The sequence below is a fragment of the Vibrio sp. 99-8-1 genome (genome assembly GCF_013114595.1).
Lineage (GTDB): Bacteria > Pseudomonadota > Gammaproteobacteria > Enterobacterales > Vibrionaceae > Vibrio.
The window spans coordinates 1-20,427 of sequence record NZ_VTXE01000016.1 but is presented as its reverse complement, the minus strand read 5'-3'; the positions used below and the strand labels follow the sequence as shown (position 1 = coordinate 20,427).

At 41.7% G+C, this 20,427-nt stretch carries 19 protein-coding genes, 2 tRNA genes, 1 other RNA gene and 1 pseudogene; 6 read left to right on the top strand and 17 right to left on the bottom strand.

Going from position 1 to position 20,427, the window contains the following annotated elements; all coding sequences use genetic code 11:
* Positions 1 to 42 precede the first annotated feature (42 nt).
* The 6 genes from F0227_RS10725 to F0227_RS10700 form a co-directional block, all read right to left on the bottom strand.
* Positions 43 to 450: a hypothetical protein gene (locus F0227_RS10725; RefSeq protein WP_171753198.1), complete on the bottom strand. Its 408-nt coding sequence runs from the start codon at positions 448 to 450 to the stop codon at positions 43 to 45.
* A 153-nt stretch (positions 451 to 603) separates the two neighbouring features.
* Positions 604 to 1,002: a hypothetical protein gene (locus tag F0227_RS10720; protein ID WP_171753197.1), complete on the bottom strand. Its 399-nt coding sequence runs from the start codon at positions 1,000 to 1,002 to the stop codon at positions 604 to 606.
* 142 nt (positions 1,003 to 1,144) lie between these two features.
* A complete protein-coding gene (locus tag F0227_RS21930; RefSeq protein ID WP_253822079.1) occupies positions 1,145 to 1,438 on the bottom strand; it encodes a hypothetical protein in 294 nt (97 codons plus the stop codon).
* A gap of 243 nt (positions 1,439 to 1,681) precedes the next feature.
* Entirely contained in the window at positions 1,682 to 2,242 is a 561-nt protein-coding gene (locus F0227_RS22085; protein ID WP_345775804.1) for a hypothetical protein, read from the bottom strand.
* Between the two features lie 142 nt (positions 2,243 to 2,384).
* Entirely contained in the window at positions 2,385 to 2,633 is a 249-nt protein-coding gene (locus F0227_RS10705) for a hypothetical protein (protein WP_171753194.1), read from the bottom strand.
* 187 nt (positions 2,634 to 2,820) lie between these two features.
* Positions 2,821 to 3,219: a DUF6678 family protein gene (locus F0227_RS10700; RefSeq protein WP_345775803.1), complete on the bottom strand. Its 399-nt coding sequence runs from the start codon at positions 3,217 to 3,219 to the stop codon at positions 2,821 to 2,823.
* A gap of 825 nt (positions 3,220 to 4,044) precedes the next feature.
* On the opposite strand from F0227_RS10700, the gene F0227_RS10695 reads away from it, so the two are divergent.
* On the top strand, positions 4,045 to 4,227 hold the full coding sequence (locus F0227_RS10695; RefSeq protein ID WP_171753193.1) for a hypothetical protein: 183 nt from the start codon (positions 4,045 to 4,047) through the stop codon (positions 4,225 to 4,227).
* Between the two features lie 330 nt (positions 4,228 to 4,557).
* On the opposite strand, the gene F0227_RS10690 is transcribed toward F0227_RS10695, so the two are convergent.
* The 7 genes and pseudogenes from F0227_RS10690 to ffs all read right to left on the bottom strand — a co-directional run bounded on the left by F0227_RS10690 (position 4,558) and on the right by ffs (position 12,394).
* Entirely contained in the window at positions 4,558 to 5,808 is a 1,251-nt protein-coding gene (locus F0227_RS10690) for an alpha/beta hydrolase (RefSeq protein ID WP_171753192.1), read from the bottom strand.
* Between the two features lie 102 nt (positions 5,809 to 5,910).
* Positions 5,911 to 8,967 (bottom strand): efflux RND transporter permease subunit, encoded by a 3,057-nt coding sequence (locus F0227_RS10685; RefSeq protein ID WP_171753191.1) that lies wholly within the window; start codon positions 8,965 to 8,967, stop codon positions 5,911 to 5,913.
* Positions 8,968 to 9,015: 48 nt separating this feature from the next.
* Positions 9,016 to 10,068: an efflux RND transporter periplasmic adaptor subunit gene (locus F0227_RS10680; protein WP_171753190.1), complete on the bottom strand. Its 1,053-nt coding sequence runs from the start codon at positions 10,066 to 10,068 to the stop codon at positions 9,016 to 9,018.
* Between the two features lie 310 nt (positions 10,069 to 10,378).
* The gene (locus F0227_RS10675) at positions 10,379 to 10,810 is read right to left on the bottom strand and encodes a TetR/AcrR family transcriptional regulator (protein WP_171753189.1); all 432 of its coding nucleotides are present in this window, start codon (positions 10,808 to 10,810) and stop codon (positions 10,379 to 10,381) included.
* Between the two features lie 90 nt (positions 10,811 to 10,900).
* On the bottom strand, positions 10,901 to 11,266 hold the full coding sequence (locus tag F0227_RS10670; RefSeq protein ID WP_171753188.1) for a hypothetical protein: 366 nt from the start codon (positions 11,264 to 11,266) through the stop codon (positions 10,901 to 10,903).
* Between the two features lie 504 nt (positions 11,267 to 11,770).
* A pseudogene (locus F0227_RS10665) lies at positions 11,771 to 12,195 on the bottom strand (IS3 family transposase); the annotation flags it as partial.
* Positions 12,196 to 12,297: 102 nt separating this feature from the next.
* Positions 12,298 to 12,394, bottom strand: an RNA gene (gene ffs, locus F0227_RS10660) — signal recognition particle sRNA small type.
* Positions 12,395 to 12,647: 253 nt separating this feature from the next.
* Between ffs and F0227_RS10655 the strand changes: the two genes are divergently transcribed.
* Positions 12,648 to 12,950, top strand: a complete 303-nt coding sequence (locus F0227_RS10655; RefSeq protein WP_171753187.1) for an MGMT family protein — start codon at positions 12,648 to 12,650, stop codon at positions 12,948 to 12,950.
* 13 nt (positions 12,951 to 12,963) lie between these two features.
* On the opposite strand, the gene F0227_RS10650 is transcribed toward F0227_RS10655, so the two are convergent.
* Positions 12,964 to 13,410, bottom strand: coding sequence for a YbaY family lipoprotein (locus tag F0227_RS10650; protein WP_171753186.1), 447 nt, complete (start codon positions 13,408 to 13,410; stop codon positions 12,964 to 12,966).
* A gap of 111 nt (positions 13,411 to 13,521) precedes the next feature.
* On the opposite strand from F0227_RS10650, the gene tesB reads away from it, so the two are divergent.
* The gene (gene tesB / locus F0227_RS10645; protein ID WP_171753185.1) at positions 13,522 to 14,382 is read left to right on the top strand and encodes an acyl-CoA thioesterase II; all 861 of its coding nucleotides are present in this window, start codon (positions 13,522 to 13,524) and stop codon (positions 14,380 to 14,382) included.
* Positions 14,383 to 14,448: 66 nt separating this feature from the next.
* Here the strand turns inward: tesB and F0227_RS10640 are convergent, their stop codons facing one another.
* Entirely contained in the window at positions 14,449 to 14,922 is a 474-nt protein-coding gene (locus F0227_RS10640) for an Lrp/AsnC family transcriptional regulator (RefSeq protein ID WP_171753184.1), read from the bottom strand.
* 388 nt (positions 14,923 to 15,310) lie between these two features.
* On the opposite strand from F0227_RS10640, the gene F0227_RS10635 reads away from it, so the two are divergent.
* Positions 15,311 to 15,451, top strand: coding sequence for a hypothetical protein (locus F0227_RS10635; protein ID WP_171753183.1), 141 nt, complete (start codon positions 15,311 to 15,313; stop codon positions 15,449 to 15,451).
* Between the two features lie 204 nt (positions 15,452 to 15,655).
* Here F0227_RS10635 and F0227_RS10630 read toward each other — a convergent pair whose 3' ends face one another.
* Positions 15,656 to 18,766, bottom strand: coding sequence for a multidrug efflux RND transporter permease subunit (locus F0227_RS10630; protein WP_171753182.1), 3,111 nt, complete (start codon positions 18,764 to 18,766; stop codon positions 15,656 to 15,658).
* A complete protein-coding gene (locus F0227_RS10625) occupies positions 18,766 to 19,821 on the bottom strand; it encodes an efflux RND transporter periplasmic adaptor subunit (protein WP_253822080.1) in 1,056 nt (351 codons plus the stop codon). The genes F0227_RS10630 and F0227_RS10625 overlap by 1 nt, the downstream gene beginning before the upstream one ends.
* A 332-nt stretch (positions 19,822 to 20,153) precedes the next feature.
* Here F0227_RS10625 and F0227_RS10620 point away from each other — a divergent pair.
* Together F0227_RS10620 and F0227_RS10615 are read left to right on the top strand one after the other, a co-directional pair.
* A tRNA-Tyr gene (locus F0227_RS10620) sits at positions 20,154 to 20,238 on the top strand.
* A 103-nt stretch (positions 20,239 to 20,341) separates the two neighbouring features.
* A tRNA-Tyr gene (locus tag F0227_RS10615) sits at positions 20,342 to 20,426 on the top strand.
* Position 20,427: the final 1 nt, after the last annotated feature.

Genomic DNA, 20,427 nt, shown 5'->3' with positions numbered 1-20,427 from the left:
ATCAAAATTGCCGAGCGTTAGCAGTCCATCTTAAGCAGTTTGTTAAGTGTCATAACCTAACTCTAGGCAACAGACTGTAAAACCAAATTCATTGGCAAGTTCAATTTGAACCTCACTCAACCATTCCAATGATTTAATTGAATATCTAGCACTACCTAATGATCCAATGCTGCGATTATTGAAACCATATACTTCCAATGATACCCAACCTTGCCCTTTTGCAGGTTTTACATACTCTAATACTATTGAGTGGATATCCGCACGCTTACAGCAGAAACTTCTTAACACCTTTGATACACCAAACAGGTTACTATCGTCGGTCAGCCAAAAGCAAAGTTGCTTATCGCCATGTTGAATGTAGTAATCCGTAACATGTTGAGGAGCAGCCATTTCTGATTTTAGATCAACTTCAGAATCAATAGGGATTTTGATTTTCAACCAGTGGTTCATACATCCTCTGTCATATTTGATAGACACTTAATGCCTTGCTAAGGTGCGGCTAACACCACGAAACCCAAGCAAAACCACCGTAATCGCAAGACTAAACCGAACCAAAAATGCCTAAGGTTAGCCGTCACTCTTAAGCAATTTGTTAGGTGTTCACTACTCGCCAACTTCTTGTTTCAGTTTCTTTATATTTAAACGGGTTATCTCATCTTGCATCGGTTGAATTACTGTGTGCCAAGCCCTAAAACCATACCATATCATGAACATCCCAATAGCAATGATTGCTCCGATACCGGATGAATAAAAAACTTTGTCGCGGACTGCAACATCAAGTTTTCGATCAAGTACTTGAAATGTTGCTTCTTCAGCCAATGACCGTGCTTCTTCTGGGATGTTTTTGAGAGTATGGTATTCGACAATAATCTCGTAAACCAAATTATTGGTTGATTGATTCATATATATTATTGAGCCAATCCCAAAGACAAAAAGCAAGAGTCCAAACAAAGCGTAAAACTTATAGATATTATCTGTTGGTAAAGGAATTCTACTATCCATAAAATGACCTATCTTTTGAGGAACACCTAACGCCCTGTTAAGTGGCTGCCAACCTACCACGTAACTATACTAAACCACCTTAAACACTACACCCGACTGGTGCTAAAAGTGCCCGTGTTAGCAGTCCGTCTTGAACAGTTTGTCAGGCTTTTTTCACCAAGCTCTCTTTACTTTTTAGCTTATTGTAAAGAGAGTTCGAGTCTTTAAACCAAACGAGATCATAGAATTCATTGTTGGTTAATCGAAGCTTCACCTTTGGAGTACCAAATAATCTTGAGTATTCCACCGACACAATATCTTCGTGATTGCGCTTAAAGTTGTAGCCTGAGTCTTGGTTACAAAACTCAACCCCGACGTTGTTTACAATAACCACGTCACTACAATGGTTGTATAAAGCACTGTCGTAGTGTCTATCGGTAAACCTCAAGAAATACATAATAGCTGCACAAATAGCAATTCCTGTAGTAAGGGAGCCATTTACAACAAAAATCGAAGGTTTGAAATATAAAGCTATTAAGCAAGGGATAATAAACCCATAGTTAAGCCACTTTAACAATCTCAACCGCCGTTCTAAAAACTCGATATCACACTTATATTCCATTAACTCTTACCGAAAGCCTAACGCCCTGTTAAGGTGTGAGCAACGCAATACCGCTTCCGCCGCATACCACCTTAAACACTAAACTAAACGCATGGTAAAAATGCCACGCGTTGCGAATCCCTCTTGAACAGTTTGTTGTGTGCGACACAAAAATGGCCAACCATTATTCAATCGCCAAACCCTCTCTAAGTCTCGCTCAATGCCCGCATATGCCCACCTAATACCGTACTGCTCATCCGAGCTATCACAAACTACAAACTTAACGCGAAACTCATCAACCTCAAAACACCGCTCTAAAGCGAGTTTTCCTGTTGCGCCTTGAGTATTAGTAAATGCTGCCGCCAGTCTATCTCGCAAAGCTTTGCCTTTACCGTTGTAGACACACCAATAATCGTCGTCAAATTGCTTGATAGTCCACTCAAAAGGAAGATTTACTTTCGCTAATTCAGCGAAGTCAATGTGAACTAAGTTATCTGGAACAGAATAATCAAGGAACTTTTGAGCTGGTATCTTTGTGTAAATCCAGTAAAAGCCAGAATCTTTATTCGATACTATTTTCTTCATTTCGCCTAGTGTGTGAAGCTTTTGATTATTAACTTTTGTTTCAACTTCACTGGCGATTTTTTGCCAAACTGACATTTCTCCTCCCAAACACATAACGCCAAATTAAGGTGTGAACAACGCTAGCACCTTAGCTAAACCATTGTGCCATAATCACTAAACTGACTTGAAATGAAAGCGCCGAGCGTTGTGAATCACTCTTAAATTTATTGTTATGTGTTTAGTCCCACGGAACATTTCCGTTTTTATCCCTAAAAGTAAACGCAATAGCATGGTAGATGACTGGATCTTTTTTCTCCCAATGACGATATGCTGCGGCAACTCCAGAAGCTAATCCACGATTATTACCATATTCAACGCCTTTATCTGCCAAAATCGCATTTAGCGCAGATAAGCTAATTTTGATTTGTTTAGAGTAAAGAGCTATTGCAAGCTCACCAATGAAGTCATAGATTTGTTCACGGTTCATTTTGTTATCCACTTAACCAACTGAATCTTAAGATATTATAGAAATCATCTTGAAAGTTTCTTGAGCTAGAGCACTTAATTAAAACGATGCTACACGAAAGAACACATATCGCCGCAATAACCGGCAGCCGTGCGCAAAGCGCGCTTTAGGCTGTCCAGCCACGAAGTGGCGTTGGTTGATGGCCTTGTTAAGGCTTATAGCCATAGACTGTAACACCCTCTGAATTTACGTCTAACTCAAAACTCCCTATAGAGCTTAGCTGTTCAATTATTGTGGAAAACTCCTGCATTTTGAATTGAGTTGGTGCCTTCTCATATGGCTTAAATCCAATGCGAGTTGGTAATTTAAGCCATTCAATACGTTTAAACTCAAAAGGCCCATTTAATGCGCCACAATCTCCGACATAGTCTTCGCCAAGTTGGCCGAAATCTGGAACGAACCCACTTTTCGGTTCAGCCTCACCAACAAGTTTCCAGACACAATTAGGTAGCTTCAAATTGGACTCATTGACCACACTAAAAAATTTTCTCCATTTAGTATTGGACATACACGAATATGAAAACTTAGCGATTTCTTTTTCTAGCACTAATCTCTCCAAGAGCTCTAACATTCTTAATAACAGGCAGTCTCGTTTTCCTGTCTGCCTGACTTTCCATCAACTTATCATAACTCACTAAAAATTAAAGAAAATACATCGAACTATGTATTCTGTCATCAAATAAAAACGAGCCAGCGTGTTATCACTTTTTAACAATGCGCTTTATCCTATGAAGAATAGTACCAATCCTTTTATTAACAATATCTTACTAAATCTTCTGTCGACAAAATTAGCTGATCATCTGTAACGTATTTAGAAGCGTAACAAACAATGGGGCATTTCTGAGTTACGAAATGCCAACGGTGAAGGTTCTGGACAAAAACAATTCAGGTGCTTAGGACGGAATAGACCTTTTAGATAGCTTCTAGTATTGCAATAAACCACTGTCAATGGTGGTCATTGTGAAGAGTCTTGGGGGATAAGCCCCACCTGATCAATGAGCTTTACCAAGGACACCTCAACGCAGAAAGCATAGATGCAACAGTCATAAAACTAGACAAATACGCCATTGCACCACAGCCATTCTTTTTATACCCTACTCCAGCACTGGCAAAATCCAGTGTCGGGTTTAGGACCCCGAAAAATACTCGACGTATAGAGGCTTCAACAAATAGCCAAATCTATATGTTGCTTTGGCATATCCGAAATTAGCTAAGTAGAACAGTCCTTAGTGAAATTATGGTGAGCTGAGCGGGGCAGCATTTATGCTGGCCGTATTCGAGTATGCGGTAGTCCTAACCCTGTTCAGTTTGCCACCCAAAGCTTAGGACCTTTGAGTTGTGAACAATATAAAACTAATACTCGGAGGCCATTATGCCTAACTTAATACCCAACCAAACCGAAATTGCCAATATGCCGCTATTAGCACGCGACTACTTAGTTACCCTACACTCAACGTTAACCGATGCTGATCAAAACGAACTTAATGCCGTTATGGTGTATTTGAACGAGTTGATTACTCTGGATGAGCAGCGGAGTGTTGAAAGGTTGGAGTAGTTTTGAGGAATGTGAAATGACATTCGCTAGATAGCAAAACGCCGCTAATAAAAGTGGCGTTTTAAATGGTGATGCTTGCAATATAAGTCAGCATCGCATTCTACAAACTTCAACAACTTAGCTTTAATTTTGCAGTAATAGTTAGCAAGAAATGCAGCTAGACAGCACATGGTAACAATTGTCGTCCACCCGACAAAACCTTCTTAGAATAATTACTTAAATTAGAAAAATACGGAAAATTTTTGGTATCACAAAATGCAATCAGATAAGACTAAGCACTGAATAGAAAAACTGAACTCAAGCTTCTTATCCATCTAACTTCATTTAGGTTTAAGGAGACATTTTGAGGGCTTCGTTGAGTTTTTTCGCCATGATGGGGCTTTTTAAAATACTAGTATGATCTTCATTTAAGCCATAAACCGATATTGCGTCATCTTGCATCTCAGTCATGAGCTGGCTCTCCATTGAAACAACACCATCTGTATTTTTTGATGAAATAAGATTTGGATTATCACGATAGCTGAAGAATAAATGAAACAAAAGATGTTCTCTTAGAGAAACAGCCTTGAGATGATGCAGAAACTTACTATTCGGGGCAATGTTGATCCAGGATGGAACCGCAACAGGCATGTATTGAATTCCGTTTTTCGCAGAATCATGCCCTGCCCATGGAGTAGATATAGTTATAAAGGAAGATATATTAGGTTGTTGATTTTTCGATGAAAACACATGGTTTATAAAACTCTTTGATACTAATCCGCCCATACTGTGAGCTACCACTTTTATTTCACTTACATCGAAACGAATCGCTAGTTCAGTAACAGATTGATGTAGCATTTTGGAGGATAACTCTAAATCGATGCCTGACGGGTACTGCACTATCCAAGGCTGGAAGATATTTTTATCCAGTTCATTTGCAAGATATAACCAATCGTAACCAGAGCCACTCATTCCATGAATGAAAAGCACAGGGATTTTATTAGGAGAGTACTCATTCAGGAAAAAAATGCCACTGTTTCCCATTTCATGGAACTTCACCGGTTCCCACATACCTAAACGACCAATTGTTGGTTCGAAATATGATGACGTAACTACTTTGCCCAAAAGATTATTTTGGTGATTTACTGGTTTATATGGGCTTTCGGGACTATATATGTGTGGCAACGCTTGTTTTGCTTTATTGGCTGATAGAAGTTGAAGAGTTACGTTATCTACATTCTCATCTGGCGCTAGCTTCAATAAACTGGGTGAACCATAGAATGCAATCCTTTCACTCTCATCTAAAGTGAAGTTCTTATTCGGATCTTCAAATGCAAACAAGTAATAGTTCCCTTCTGCAACTGTGAACCTGAATAAGTCATTTGGAAAAGTGGTAACGAACTCCTCTAGCTCTACATTTTTCCCAATCACCTTGTTCAGAGTAATTACAATAGGCGTATCACTTTCATGTGACACAACTACACCTGAAATGCTTGCCGAATGGTTTAATAACTCCACATCCTGAGTTAGACCTATATAGGAACAACCCACCCCCAGAAATAACACCAGTACCCAAGCCATGACATTAAGTATTTGCTTCATCTTACGCACCACCAATACCGAACCATATTCTCTGCTCGTTGCAATTGGGTAGCCGTATAAGAATCAACCCTTATACGGCTATTTACCATCTATTTTCAATAATTACATTGTGCTTTCTTTTGACTTGATATTGAAGAAAATGGCATAAAGCACAGGCACGACAATAAGTGTTAACAATGTGGCAAAAGTAAGACCAAAGACAAGCACTACTGACATTGACTTAAAGAAGGCATCAAAGAACAAAGGAATAACACCTAAAACCGTCGTCAGCGCTCCCATCATTACCGGTCGTACTCTACTAGCCGCAGCATCAATCACCGCATCATGCCTTGCTTTGCCTTCACTTATCTCTAAGTCGGTTTGATCAACTAGAACAATTGCGTTCTTGATAAGTAACCCAGAAAGAGACAATAAACCAAGGATGGCCATAAATTCCATTGGTGTCCCGGTTGCTAGCAGGCCAACAGAAACACCAATCAGAGCAAGAGGGACTACCAACCATATAACTACCGGCTGTCTGACTGAACCAAATAGCACAAACACTGTGATAACCATAGCCGCAAAACCTAGTGGAATAGTAGAAGCTAAGTTGCTGTTAGACTCTGTAGAATCACCATACTCACCTCCCCATTCAAGCGCATAACCTTCAAGTAATGGTATTGCCTCTATTTTTGGTCTAACTCGGCTGAATAAATCGGTAGTTAATTCTCCAGGAACTGGATCTGACTGAGCTCTGATTTCCCATTGGCGATCAACACGTCTAACTGCACCATCGCGCCAAACAGTTCTGAAGCCATCCGTTACTTGTCCTATAGGCACAGCTTGCCCAGTTATAGAGCTGATAACCTGCACACTGTTAATGTCCTTCACACCAGATCGTTCATTTATCGGTGCTCTGGTGATAATTGGAATCAGTTCATCACGCTCTCGATAGGCACCAATGTTCTTACCAGAATAATTCGTTTCCAATGCAGAAGCTAAATCCTCACGAGAAACCCCCGCTCTTTGGGCTGCTTTCTCTAAATATATAGGCTCAATAACGCTAATTGGTTGGCGCCAATCATCTTTGATCGATAGAGCTCGACCATCTTCGGCCATAATTGCTTTCGCCTGAGTCGCCAAATTGCGCAAAACTTTGGTATCAGGTCCACTGAATTTGGCCTCTATCCTAGAACCACCGCCAGGTCCCAACACAAACTTCCACACTTTTCCTTGAGCATCAGGGAAAGATTCATCAATATAGCTTTGGATCTGAGTTAAAAGACCATCAATAACTTTATCGTCACTTGTACGTATTAATAACTGAGCATACGCTGAGTTCTGAGACTCAGGCGCATAAACCAGCATGAATCTTGGCACCCCACCTCCAATTGAGGTCTGAACATCGTCAACACCTTGGAGTGACTGAACGAATTGACCCAACTTTTCGGCGTCACGTTTTGTAGTGGTTATATCTGTTCCTTGAGGCAACCAATAGTCAACAACAAACATTGGTGTTGTTGATGCAGGGAAGAATCCAGGCTTGACGAACTGGAACCCCCAAACAGAAGCAAAGAACATGGCAACCACACCGATCATTACTATATATCGTTGCTTCAACATCATGTAGAGGAATTTTTTGTACGATCTGGTAAACCTGCTTTCTTGTTCCTCAGATGCCGAATCCTGTGTAGCTTCTTTAAATAGCCAAAAACAAAACAATGGTGTTAGCGTGATTGCAAAGAGCCAGCTGTACAGCAATGAAATAAGAATTACCCAGAATAAATGTCCCGTATATTCTGCCGTTGAGCCGGGTGCAAATCCAATCGGGGCGAAAGCAATGATACCAACCAGAGTGCCTCCTAAAAGAGGCCAAACTGATCGCTGGACAATTTGTTTTGCTATATCCAGCTTGCGGATTCCATTTTTGACACCAACGAGGATGCCTTCTGTTACAACAATGGCATTGTCTACCATCATGCCTAACGCAATAATCAGCGCCCCCAATGAAATACGATGCATTGGAATATCAACCATATTCATTGTTGCTAGTGTCGCGAAAATGGTTAACAGCAAAATGGAACCGATCACTAAAGCTGACTTTAACCCCATAAAAATCAACAATGTCACGATAACAATGACAAGGGCAGCAACCACATTGACAACAAAGTTTTCTACCGAAGAATCGACGATTTTCCCCTGATGGTAAAATTCATGCAATTCAATTCCTAGAGGTCTCAAATTTTCAGTTTCTGTTATTTTTGCATCAATATCCTGGCCTATTTTTACAATATTGCTTCCGAGTTGCCCCGAAACACCAATAGCGATAGCAGGTTCACCATTGTACAAATAGAGCTTTTCATCCGGATCTTTATAGCCCCGCCACACTCTCGCAATGTCTTTTAGATAAACTAATCTTCCATCTGAATCAGCGGAGATTAAGAGGTTTTTGATGGAGTCTACAGAATCAATAGCATTGGTGGGGTCAATAACAAGGCGCTTGTTTCCGACCTTAACGCTCCCTGATGAAACGACCGCATTTTGCTGTGATACCATGTTAACGATATTAGAAATAGACAAACCAAGACGTTTTGCTTCGTGCTGAGATATTTCTACATAAATCGCTTCACTTTTCTCCCCGGCAATAGATACACGAGCCACCCCATCAACCTGAAGTAGAGAGCTTTGCAACGATTTAGCATATTTTTTTAGTTCGACATTAGTGAAGTCTTGCCCGGTAACAAAATAGAGCAAACCAAATACATCGCCGAAATCATCCGCAACATAAGGAGCCCCAACCCCAGGTGGTAGAGAGCTTACTGTGTCATTAATCTTGTTTCTAAGTTTATTCCAGACAAGCTGCAAATCTCCTCTTGTCTTTGAGGCTTCATACCTTACTTCTACGTTGATTTCAGACTTACCGTAAGTAGATACTGATTCAATAGTTTTAACCTCCGGAAGCTGTTGAATTGCTTTCTCCAAGGGCTCTGTTACCTCGAGAGCGACTTCGTGTGGACTCGCTCCCGGATACCCGGTAACAATAACTGCTTGTCTGATAGTAAACTCAGGATCTTCAAAGCGCGCCATTCCCTGATACGCATGCCACCCACCAACTATCGTTAGTAAGATAACAATAATACTTAGCACCGTATTCTTTATTGTAAACTCAGCAATATTCATTTGTACCTGCCTTTTCACAACTCACTTTTATAAAGTAATTCAATAAGTTCATTTCCATTTCCTTACTTTCATTCCTTCATATAAGTACGAAGCACCAGCACTCACAACCCACTCGTTCAGCTCAAGTCCTTTTGTAATAACCTGTATGTCACCAACGCCTTTAGCAATCGTTACTTCGCGCTTCGCTACGGTCATATCTTGTTTGTTTACTACCCATATATAGTTCTCATTGCCATCACTCGTAATCGCACTTAAAGGTACGCCTATAGAATTTATTGTTGCATCATTGGTAGTGCGCATTTCAATCGTCGCGCTCATACCAGGTAACACAAGAACCCCTTCAGGTGCTGTAAATTCAAAAGTAACGTTGTAAGTTTGCGTAATAGCATCCGCAAGAAGCAGAGCTTCTTTATATCTAATTTCCAACGGTAGCTCAGGAGCGACATCAAGGATGATATAAGACTCTATTTTGTTGTTTTCATTATCACTTTTATACAGGCTAGCTAAATACGATGCAGGTATGTCAATGGAAGCTTCTAACGTGTCGCCGCCAATAAGAACAATGACAGCTTGACCACCGGAAAGTGACTGTCCATTTTCAACAAAAGTCTGAGCAACTACACCATCAAATGGCGCTCGTAAAATCGCGTCATTCACGGCTTTTTTCGCACTTTTCAGCTGCGACAGGCTAACGTCTCTTTCGGTCTTTCTCTGTAGAAGGGTACTTTGAGATATTGCTTTGCTTTTTGATAACTTTACGGCCCGCTTGTATTCTTGTTCCGCGTTGTCGTACTGGACTCTAGCCTTACTCAGATTGTTGTTCAGATCTTGTTGATCTAGTCGGGCAATTATGTCGCCTGTTTTAACTTGTTGAGCGCCGTTAACAGGAAACTCGACTAGCCTTCCCCCTGATGAAAAACTCAGCTCAACTAGGCGATTATCATCAACCACTGCCGGAAACTTAGTAACATCCTGTCGGGAATCGATGCCAGCGGAAATAATTTTGACGGGACGAACCAGCTCCTTTTGTATGACCGTTTCGTTTTCTGCGTTGCAAGCTGTCAGCCCTGTAGCAGATACAATTAAAAGAAGTAAACTCATCTTACTTTTGTGGAACATACTTTTTCTCCATAATGGAAAACAAAACTTAAATAATTTGATTAATACTCTAACATTTCATCAAGTACGCCTTTGATCTCATCAGTTTAGAGGACGTAACCCGCTAATTGTACGCTAAAGTCCATTTCCGCAAGGTCGTGTTGTTGAGTGGCACGCTCTAGACTTAAACGAAGATAGGCCGCTCTTAGCACTGAAATAACCGTAAATATAACCAATGAAAATGCTACATTAATTTAACAATTATAAGCATAGATTATACCTAGCACCTACTAATTACCACCATGAATGCCACTCAGTTAAGATTGACGACTGCATACCCTATACACATATATATAGTTTTAGTCACTTCTGCTTCACTACCTTTGATAAGCCGTTTTAAACTCCGGATCCCTTTATCCGTGGGAATAATCGGTCCTGCTGCCAATAACGCGCTACGAAACTCAGAGTTGCTAGCTAAACCATCTACCCAGGATTTATAAAACGCTGAAGGAGATGAAAAGTCCATCTGCGCTTTTAATAGTTTTTCCAGCTTTGGCTCCAGCACTTTTACGATGTCATTTTTCTTAGGAAAGTGCCTATTTATACCGGAACGGGATACACCGCAATGGTTAGACAGTTTTGTAAAAGTTAATGCTTCATACCCTTCATTCAACGTTAGAGCAAAAGCAGATTCAATAATTTTTTGCTTTGTAAACTCTGCCTCTGCAGCACTAGATCGCCCCATTTAACACCCCAAAAATGGCAATTTTCTCAGTAACTTTTAAAATAACAAAGTAATAGTTACACTCAATAACCCCTGTCAATTGAAATACTATTACCAGGGTTTAGATTTTTGTATTTTCTCCAACTTTTCGTAACACGTAAAGTGCACATAAAGCTCTTCAGCAGGCAACGAGTTCAATCTCCTGTTCGCATCATTTTCAGCAGACTTGATACCCCACATTATTTTCTTAGGCTCCGCCCACTGTGTGGATTTAGCAGGCGCACCTCGTCTTACATCAAAGTAACTTTGTTTCAAAGATTCCCACTTAGATTGCTCATTAGGCTCAAATTGACTAGCGATTATTCTACAAAACTCTATATTTCTAAGTGTCTCCACCTGTTCTTGCTTGTCCTTATCAGACGCGTATATCAGGGTTGAGCTAAACATAAAAGCCAATGCAAAAATTCTTAACAACATATTTGTTACCTTATAACACTCTGATGCCTAAGAAGGCTATTATCCCGATTACTATAGTCTAGCGTCCCTTCCTAAAAATTACTGCAAAAGTCCAGGATCTAGTACCAGCTTTAATACTCTGTAGTTCCTATAGGTACACAGGGCAACAGTACTCGTAATTAATAAGTGTTCATTGAGTACATCTACCAATATAAGTGTTTGCAGAAACATTAGACCAAGAAAAAACCTTACTGAAACCGGGTAGTAAGGGCGCATTAGCTAACTTGGGGGGAGCTATCAATATTTGGTTTCTATTCGCCAGGGTTATCCCTGCACCAGAATAGTATACATGCATCCGCTATTTTTCAAGAGGTATATTTGTAAAATCTTAATTAGTTTTTTGATATTCGTTTTTGTATTTAACAACAGTAGAGCTTGTTCTGCACAGCTAAATCAGGACACTTTTATTAAGGAGATTTTCTCATACTCTACTGGCCGATTGATCTCCATTAGCGGTATGCAGCTTTCTAGGTTGTAATAGCGCATTTCTACCATTACATCATTCTTCACATCGACTCGAGTCGGTTGCGGAACTTTCATCAGCCAATCATGCTTTAAGCAACCAAACAGCCTCTCAATAACAGCGTTATCCCAACAAGCACTAACATTCCCCATACTTACTCTGACTCGGTAATCAGCTAACAATTTTCGATATTGTCTACTGGTATATTGTGAACCTCTATCTGAATGAAATACCAAGCTTTTTAGCGGTTGCCGTAGATTACAGGCTTTCACCATTGCTTTACTCACTAAGCCAGTGGTCATACGTTTACTAATATGCCAACCAACGATGCATCGTGAGTACAGATCCATTACGATGGCTAAGTACATCCAACCTTCACCTGTTTCAAATACGTCACATCACCAGCCCAAATTTGATTAACCGCAATAGATCATTACAGTTGAAGGGTTGGAGTAGTTTTGAGGAATGTGAAATGACATTCGCTAGATAGCAAAACGCCGCTAATAAAAGCGGCGTTTTAAATGGGTGGAAGCCCCAGCCACATCCCGGCACACAAGTCATTCACCCTGGCTGCTCCCTTCCGGGCCTGACCAATTAAACGAAGTATTGTTGCGAGAGGACCAGGGCCTCCATAGATTCTGTTTCGCAAGCTTATCAGCAGCGAGTGCGGAGGATTATCGACTATCCCACTTCTCATTGCAAGCCATCTAAGGTCGAAATCAACACATTCGAGTTTAAATGGCGAATAATTGCTCTTATTGACGTTTTATAACTCACACCATACAAAGCCAGCTCTCATAAAAAGCGCTATTCAATCTCACCTTAACAAGGATATGATACATCGATATAAAGACAGTAATAGAACAATAAAAGGTGTGTATGGACTCGTTTTTACAGCAGGTTTATATGGTTATATATAAGATACCTGAGGGAAAGGTATCCACCTATGGTGAAGTGGCGAAAATGGCAGGCTATCCCGGCTATGCCCGCCATGTCGGAAAAGCGCTATCCAACTTACCCAAAGACTCAAAGCTACCTTGGTTTCGGGTGATCAATAGCGCTGGCAAAATCTCCCTAAAAGGAGAAAGCTACCAGCGCCAAAAATTACGATTAGAATCTGAAGGCATTGCGGTGAGCGAATCCGGTAGAATTTCATTAAAAATCTACCGGTGGCAGCTTTAAAACGCCCCTAACACTACTGCACTGTTATCAGCAATAGCTGCACATTGTCCGTTGAATGGACATCGGTAATTACCGGATAGCTGCTATCTGTAGTATAGATAAGCTCTCCCTCTAGACGAATTTGCGCTCTAACACTATAGCGATGATTCGGTTGTATCTCATTTGCGTCATAACTTAACTCAAAGTCGAGCGGCACCTGATCACCATCGCTGGTAAAGGTTTGCTGGGCGATAACTTTAGAGGGTGCATCCGCCAGCGAGACATCTTCTAACGTTATTTGTACTTCAGCGTCAGGGTGCAGTGCGATTCTTTCTCTATAAAATACAATTCCGGAAATTGCGCGCATCACTTCTTGCTGTTGTGCGTCTTTGTTTGACGTTGCAACTTTCTCTGTTGTCTCACAACCAACCAATAACCAAGCCAATATTACCGATGCAATAAGGTAGATAGTCCTTTTCATAACGCCCTCTCTATCAAAGTATTGTTGATAGACTATAAGAAGCACTTGATATTGGAACACTTAGAATGTATTTATTTAACAAAAGTTTGATGCGCGTCCAAAGAGGGAAATATGAGTAAGCCGTTACAAGCACTATTGGATCTATTACAGCTGGAACAATTAGAACAAGGCCTGTTTCGTGGACAAAGCGAACATCTAGGACTTCCACAAGTTTACGGTGGTCAGGTGATGGGACAAGCGTTATCTGCAGCAAGATACACTGTGGATAATGATCGTATCGCTCACTCCTTTCACAGCTACTTTCTTTATCCCGGAGATCCTGAGAAACCGATCATCTATGATGTCGAGAATTTACGAGACGGGCGCAGTTTCAGTACTCGCCGTGTCAAAGCGGTTCAAAATGGCCGACCGATATTTTACCTTACCGCTTCTTATCATGGCGAAGCAGAAGGTTTTGAGCATCAAAACCCGATGCCAACTATCGATAGCCCAGAGCATTACCAATCTGAAAGTGAGCTGGCACAGAAAATTGCAGAGTTTTTGCCTGAGAAGATCAAACAAGTTTTTTGTGGCGAAAAGCCCATTGAGGTTCGCCCTGTTACCGTCATAAATCCATTAAAACCGGTAAAAGCGGAAGCAAAACAGTATTTGTGGATCAAAGCCAACGGTAGCGTACCGGACAATCAGATGATCCATCAGTATCTACTCGCGTATGCGGCGGATTGGGGCTTCCTTGTCACCGCCATGCACCCTCACAAAGTGACCCTGATGACACCGAACTTTCAGGTAGCCACTATCGATCACTCAATGTGGTTTCATCGCCCATTTAAAATGGACGAATGGCTGCTCTATTCCATTGAGAGCCCGACGGCATGTAATTCACGAGGCTTAGTCAGAGGGGAGATCTTTAATCAGCAGGGTGACTTAGTTGCGTCTGCTATCCAAGAAGGTGTTATGCGCTTTACTCAATAGCCAATTGAATCATGCCCAAGTGAATAGCTTATCGCTACGACTTGGGCATGGTAATTAACCGGGGCACTATCTGTCATCAATCGGTAATGCTGTGGTGTACTTAAGGGGCTCCATGGCAAAAGTTGAGGTCACGTTTGAGATGCCTTCTACGCTGTTTACCAATCTTTTATAAAACTCATCAAAGCACTTCATGTCTTCAACTTGAACTTTCATCATGTAGTCATACTCTCCCGCCATGCGATAAAACTCCATCACTTCAGGAAAAGGGGTCACGGTTTCTACAAATTGATGGTACCACTCATGAGAATGATCAATGGTTTTGATCAACACAAATGCGGTAAACAGTAAGCCAAGCTTCTCGGGGTTTAACAGCGCGACACGCTTACTGATCACCCCGTTGTCTTCCATTCTTTTTAATCGCTTCCAACAAGGTGTGGTGGTTAAGTTTACGGTTTCAGCTAACTCATTTAATGACACTGTGCTATCTGTCTGTAATATCGACAGTAGTTTTCGGTCGGTTTTATCTAATTCGATTTTCATTGCTCTGCTTTATTTAGAATAATTTTCTCCATTTTATCGTTTATAGAGAAACATAACCAGAAATAGATTGTGCGCGGTTAATAAATACGGTTATGCGGAACCCTTGTTAATGCTGTCACTTAACGCGGCGTATTTACGCCTTGAAAGATCAGCAATAGGATCATGGTGATCCTGCCTTAAAAATAGCCAAAATCGCTCACTAATTGTACGATTTCTATGCGATTTTTCCGAAAAGCTCGTTTAAAAAAAATAATCTCCACTTAATGTGACATTTTGATTGCAATTATATTTCAGTGTATATACAATCAAAATACACTTGATAGACGCAGTATAGCGAAAGTTAAAGGTACTTCACTTTATGAGTTAACCCAAAATGGGAGAGAGAATTATGGTAAACAGAGATCTACGCAACGCATTACAAACTTGGCACGACAGTGACATCAGAGAGTATAACCAAGCACCTTTAGGTCTACGTGTTATCGGCGCAATTATCGTTGCTGCTTCAACAATGCTTGCTCTACTTAACTAATTGATATCATTCATTAATTCAGTTAATTAGGTTATTAAAGGAAGGGCATTCACATGCCCACCCTTTAACCTTCCCTTCAAAATTATTTCGTTTAATCCCTCTAAACATAAATCACCTGTTCCATTCATTATTTTCTATTTTTTTAAATATAAAAAAACCAGACACTGTTTCCAATGTCCGGCTGTTTGTATTAATTATCGTCTATCAGTGACTGATTCTGGCTTTTACTTCATGCTCTAATTGCTTAGTTAGCTCATGTTCAACATGTCCCGGTGCCCTAGTTGCAGCAGAAAGTACACGATACATTGCTGGAATAACAAATAGTGTCACCAGTGTGGCAAAGGCCATTCCAAAAAAGATAACCGTACCTACCGCAACACGACTTTCATAACCCGCACCGCTAGACGTAATCAGTGGGATTGCCCCCGCCAGTGTAGTAAACGCGGTCATCAAAATCGGACGTAAGCGTCGAGCTGATGCGTCTATGATCGCTTTTTCAAACTCAATTCCTTTATCTCGAAGCTGGTTGGCAAACTCCACAATCAAGATACCGTTCTTTGTAACCATTCCAATCAGCATGATCATGCCTATCTGACTGTAGATGTTCAGTCCTTGACTCATTAAAAAGAGTCCTAAGAACCCACCAAAGACCCCCATAGGAACGGTGAACATCACCACCAGCGGGTTAACAAAACTTTCGAATTGAGCGGCCAAGACTAAATACGCAACCAAGAGAGCCAATGCAAACACCACCAAAATACTCGACTGATTCTCTTTATAGTCTTTTGATTCGCCGGAGTAGCTTATAGAGATGTCTCCGGGCAGCGTTTCAATGGCCTTATTGTCAAGGAAGTCCAATGCTTCGCCAAGAGTGACTCCTTCCACTAGGTTTGCAGTAACAGTAATGGCTTTCTTCTTATTGTAGTGAGAAAGACGAATGGCAGAGGCGACTTCATCAACACGCGTAACAGCATCTAACGTGACTAATTCGCCCGATGAGGTTCTCATGTAGATCTGGCTAAGATCTTGCGCATTGTTAAAGTTATTCTCATCCCCGCGTAGGTAAACATCATATTCCTCGCCACGCTCAACAAACGTGGTCTCGCTCTTACCACCCAGCATGATCTCTAGCGTATTGGAGATGTCAGAGACTTTAATACCCAACTCAGCTGCTCGTGGCTTATCAACGGTAACAACAAGCTCCGGCGTTTTCTCTGAGTAGTTTATATCAGCGCCTTCCATTAATGGGCTATCTTCTGCGGCTTGTTTAAGAACCTCAGCCCACTCTTTAAGCTCTACATAATCGGAGCCACCCAATACAAACTGAACCGGCTCACTTGATCCCCCTCTAAAACCGGGTGTAAAAGGAATCACACGCGCATCAGGGATCCCTGTTAACGCTTTTCTTACCACACCAAGCGCTTGTTGAGCCGACTGAGTTCTCACATTCCAGTCTTCCAATATCATGATAACAAAGCCCGTTTGGTCACCGGCACTGCCACCAAAAGCTGGCGTCTGAATGCTAAATGACTTCAATAGCCCCTGTCCTAATAGTGGCAACAGCTTTGACTCAACCAAGTCCATATTTGCTGACATTCTATTGTAACTTGTCGCATCGGCCCCTCTGACAAAGGCCAACAACACGCCTCTATCTTCAGCCGGAGCTAACTGTGAAGGCACCTGCTTCATTAGGCCATAACTACCACCAATACACGCCAAGATGATCAGCGGCGCAATTAACCGCACACGCATTGCTTTCACTAATAGGAATCGATAGCCCTTTTCCAACTTGCTGAATAGAAACTCTACCCCACGATTAAAGGCGTTAGGCTTTACATTCGCTTTTAGAATTTTACTGCCCAGAACTGGAGTCAGGGTTAGTGCTATCAAAGACGAGAAGATAACGGACATTGACAGCAACACTGAGAATTCAGTGAACATTAGGCCAACCATTCCATCCATAAATGAAATCGGCAGGAATACCATCACCAAAACCAGAGTGGTCGCAACAACCGCAAAGCCCACTTCTCTTGCCCCTTTATAGGCAGCGACAAGTGGTGACTCTCCCTTCTCAATATGGTGGAAGATGTTTTCTACCACCACAATGGCATCATCAACCACTAAGCCTATAGACAATATCAGTGCCATTAAGGTAATTAGGTTAATCGAGAAGCCAAAAAAGTAGGCGGAGATAAAGGCCGAGATCAGCGAAACGGGAACGGTTATCGCCGGAATGATTGTTGCTCTAACTTGACCAATAAAGATGTAAAGAACAAGAACAACCAAACCACCGGTAATAAATAAGGTGTTGTATACCTCAGTAATTGAGCGGTCGATGAAAATAGTCGAGTCATAATCTATCGCCAGCCGCGTTCCGCTAGGAAGAAACTTCTGTATATCCTCTACTTCTTTATGCACCATCTGCGCGACTTCTAGAGGGTTAGCGTCCGACTGAGGCACAATACCCATACTAACGTTAACCACACCATCGCTTTTAAAGGTGGAGTTTTCGTTTTGAGAACCAATGTATACATCCGCAACATCGCGTAAATAAATAGGCGAACCATCGCTTGAACGTTTAATCACTAGCGCTTGGAAATCGTCAACTTGGTTATAGCTTCTTGCGGTACGTACCGACATAACAATTGAGTCGTTACGTACTTCTCCCCCTGGGCTTTCAAGGTTTTCTGATTTCAGCGCAGCGGTGATATCCGCAGCTGTCACGCCTCGACCAGCCATTAGCTCAGGTTTTAACTTAACGTACATCACTTTATAAAGTGCGCCTGAGATATCAACCGAGCTCACTCCTGAGATCAAACTGAAGCGATCCACCAGCACACGTTCGGTATAGTCGGTGAGCTGTGTTCTATCCATCTCTGACGAACTTAGATTGATGTATACCGATGCTTCCCCACTGCCATTGTTTTTGTATACCAGTGGTTCATCTGCTTCGTCAGGAAGACGACGTTGTGCTCGCGCAACGGCATCACGTACGTCACTTACCCCTGAGTTCAAGTCATAACCAAGTTCAAAAGTCACTTTAATTCGAGACGAGCTATTACGAGTGGTTGACGTGATTTCATCAATACCGCTAATGCCAGAAAGCTGATCTTCTATTACAGACGTAATCTGGCTTTCGATAATCGTCGCTGAAGCACCTTCATAGCGTGTAGATATAGAAACAACCGGGTTTTCAATATCTGGCATTTCTCTTACTGCCAGCTTATTAAAGGAGACAATACCAAATACCACCAGCAATAAGCTCAACACCACAGCGGCAACTGGCCGCTTTACAGAAATATCTGATAACAACATTATTCTGCACCTTTGCTAGCTTCTGTATCCTTACTCGCAATCGCCGCTTGCTTTTGCCCCTGTTCGACAACCGTAATACCATCGCGAATATTCACTATGCCTTGTACTACGATTCTTTCACCGATCTCTAGCCCCGTTTCAATCACCACTTCATTACCAATACGAGCGCCTAAAATTACTTCTGTGCGTTTGGCTTTATTATTGTCATCAACCACATATACGTATCGCTTCGTGCCGGAGTATTGCAACGCTTGTACAGGAATAATAGCCGCTGATAGGGCAGGAAACTCCATCGTGCCAGACATCAACATACCCGGTTTAAGTTGATTATCCGGGTTATCAAATTTAATTCTCACTCGTAAATTCAGAGTCTCGCTATTAATGCGAGTATCAATGCCCATCAGTTTGCCCGAGAAATCACGGCCACCCCAAGCGTTCGTTGTCGCTTTCACATCCATACCCTTTGAAAGCATAGATAAATAGCGCTCTGGAATTTGCAAGTCCAGTTGCATCACCGATAAATTATCCAGTGTAATCAACTCAGAGCCTGCACTTACCATTTTTCCTCGGCTAAAATCGACAAAACCCACGGTGCCAGAAAATGGAGCGGTAATGTTAAGATCCTTTAAGCTGGCATTGGCCGCATCAAGTCTTGCTCTTGCAATATCGACACTGGCTTTTTGAGCGTCTATTTCTGTTTGGGTAATTGCTCCCTTCTTCGCTAGCCGTTCAAACTCGGCCAGTTTTCTCTGCTCATCACGCAAATAAGCCTCAGCTTCCGAAAGGACCGCTTTGGCTTTATCGTCATTCAATTGAATCAACAGTTGCCCTTTATCAACCTTCTGATTGGCAGAGACATTAATAATGTTAATTTTCCCTGAAACTTCAGGAGCGATCACAACCGATTCTTCTGCTTCCAGTTTGCCAACTAAGGTGAGTGTCTGAGAGATTTGATGAGTGGCAACCGGTTCTGTCACTACGGCGATGGAACGAGACTTAGAAGGCCCAGATGCTTTTCCTTGTCCAGCGGCAAAAGTGGCACCTGACACTAACATCAAGATGCAGCCAAACGCAGAAATCTGTTTTATGTTGTTCATATTGGTCTCTTAAAAATGGTTTTCGACATTTTATCAGCTGAAATAATACGCTACGTAAACTAATGTAAAGATGAAGAAAGTTTTTGTAAACATATCTGATCTAAAGCGATAAAGGAGCGAAACGGTTACTTTCTGGCATCATTGCCCAAAAAGGCAGCAACCGAGTCAAAATCGCAATAAAATTCTTTACAGCACATTCGATTTTGCTATTATGCGCTCCTCACTTGAGAGCGGCTGGAATTGGGACTAGCCGAAGGTTAGTATAACGAATGAGTTAACCTTAAAACCCTGGAGGGGTTCCCGAGTGGCCAAAGGGAGCAGACTGTAAATCTGCCGGCTCCGCCTTCGATGGTTCGAATCCGTCCCCCTCCACCATACAACTTGATTTGTGCCTTATTTTAATAGTAACGCACACGTTGATATAAAGCGGTTAGAATTGGGACTAACCATAGTAAATATTTATTTACTTAAATACCCTGGAGGGGTTCCCGAGTGGCCAAAGGGAGCAGACTGTAAATCTGCCGGCTCCGCCTTCGATGGTTCGAATCCGTCCCCCTCCACCAT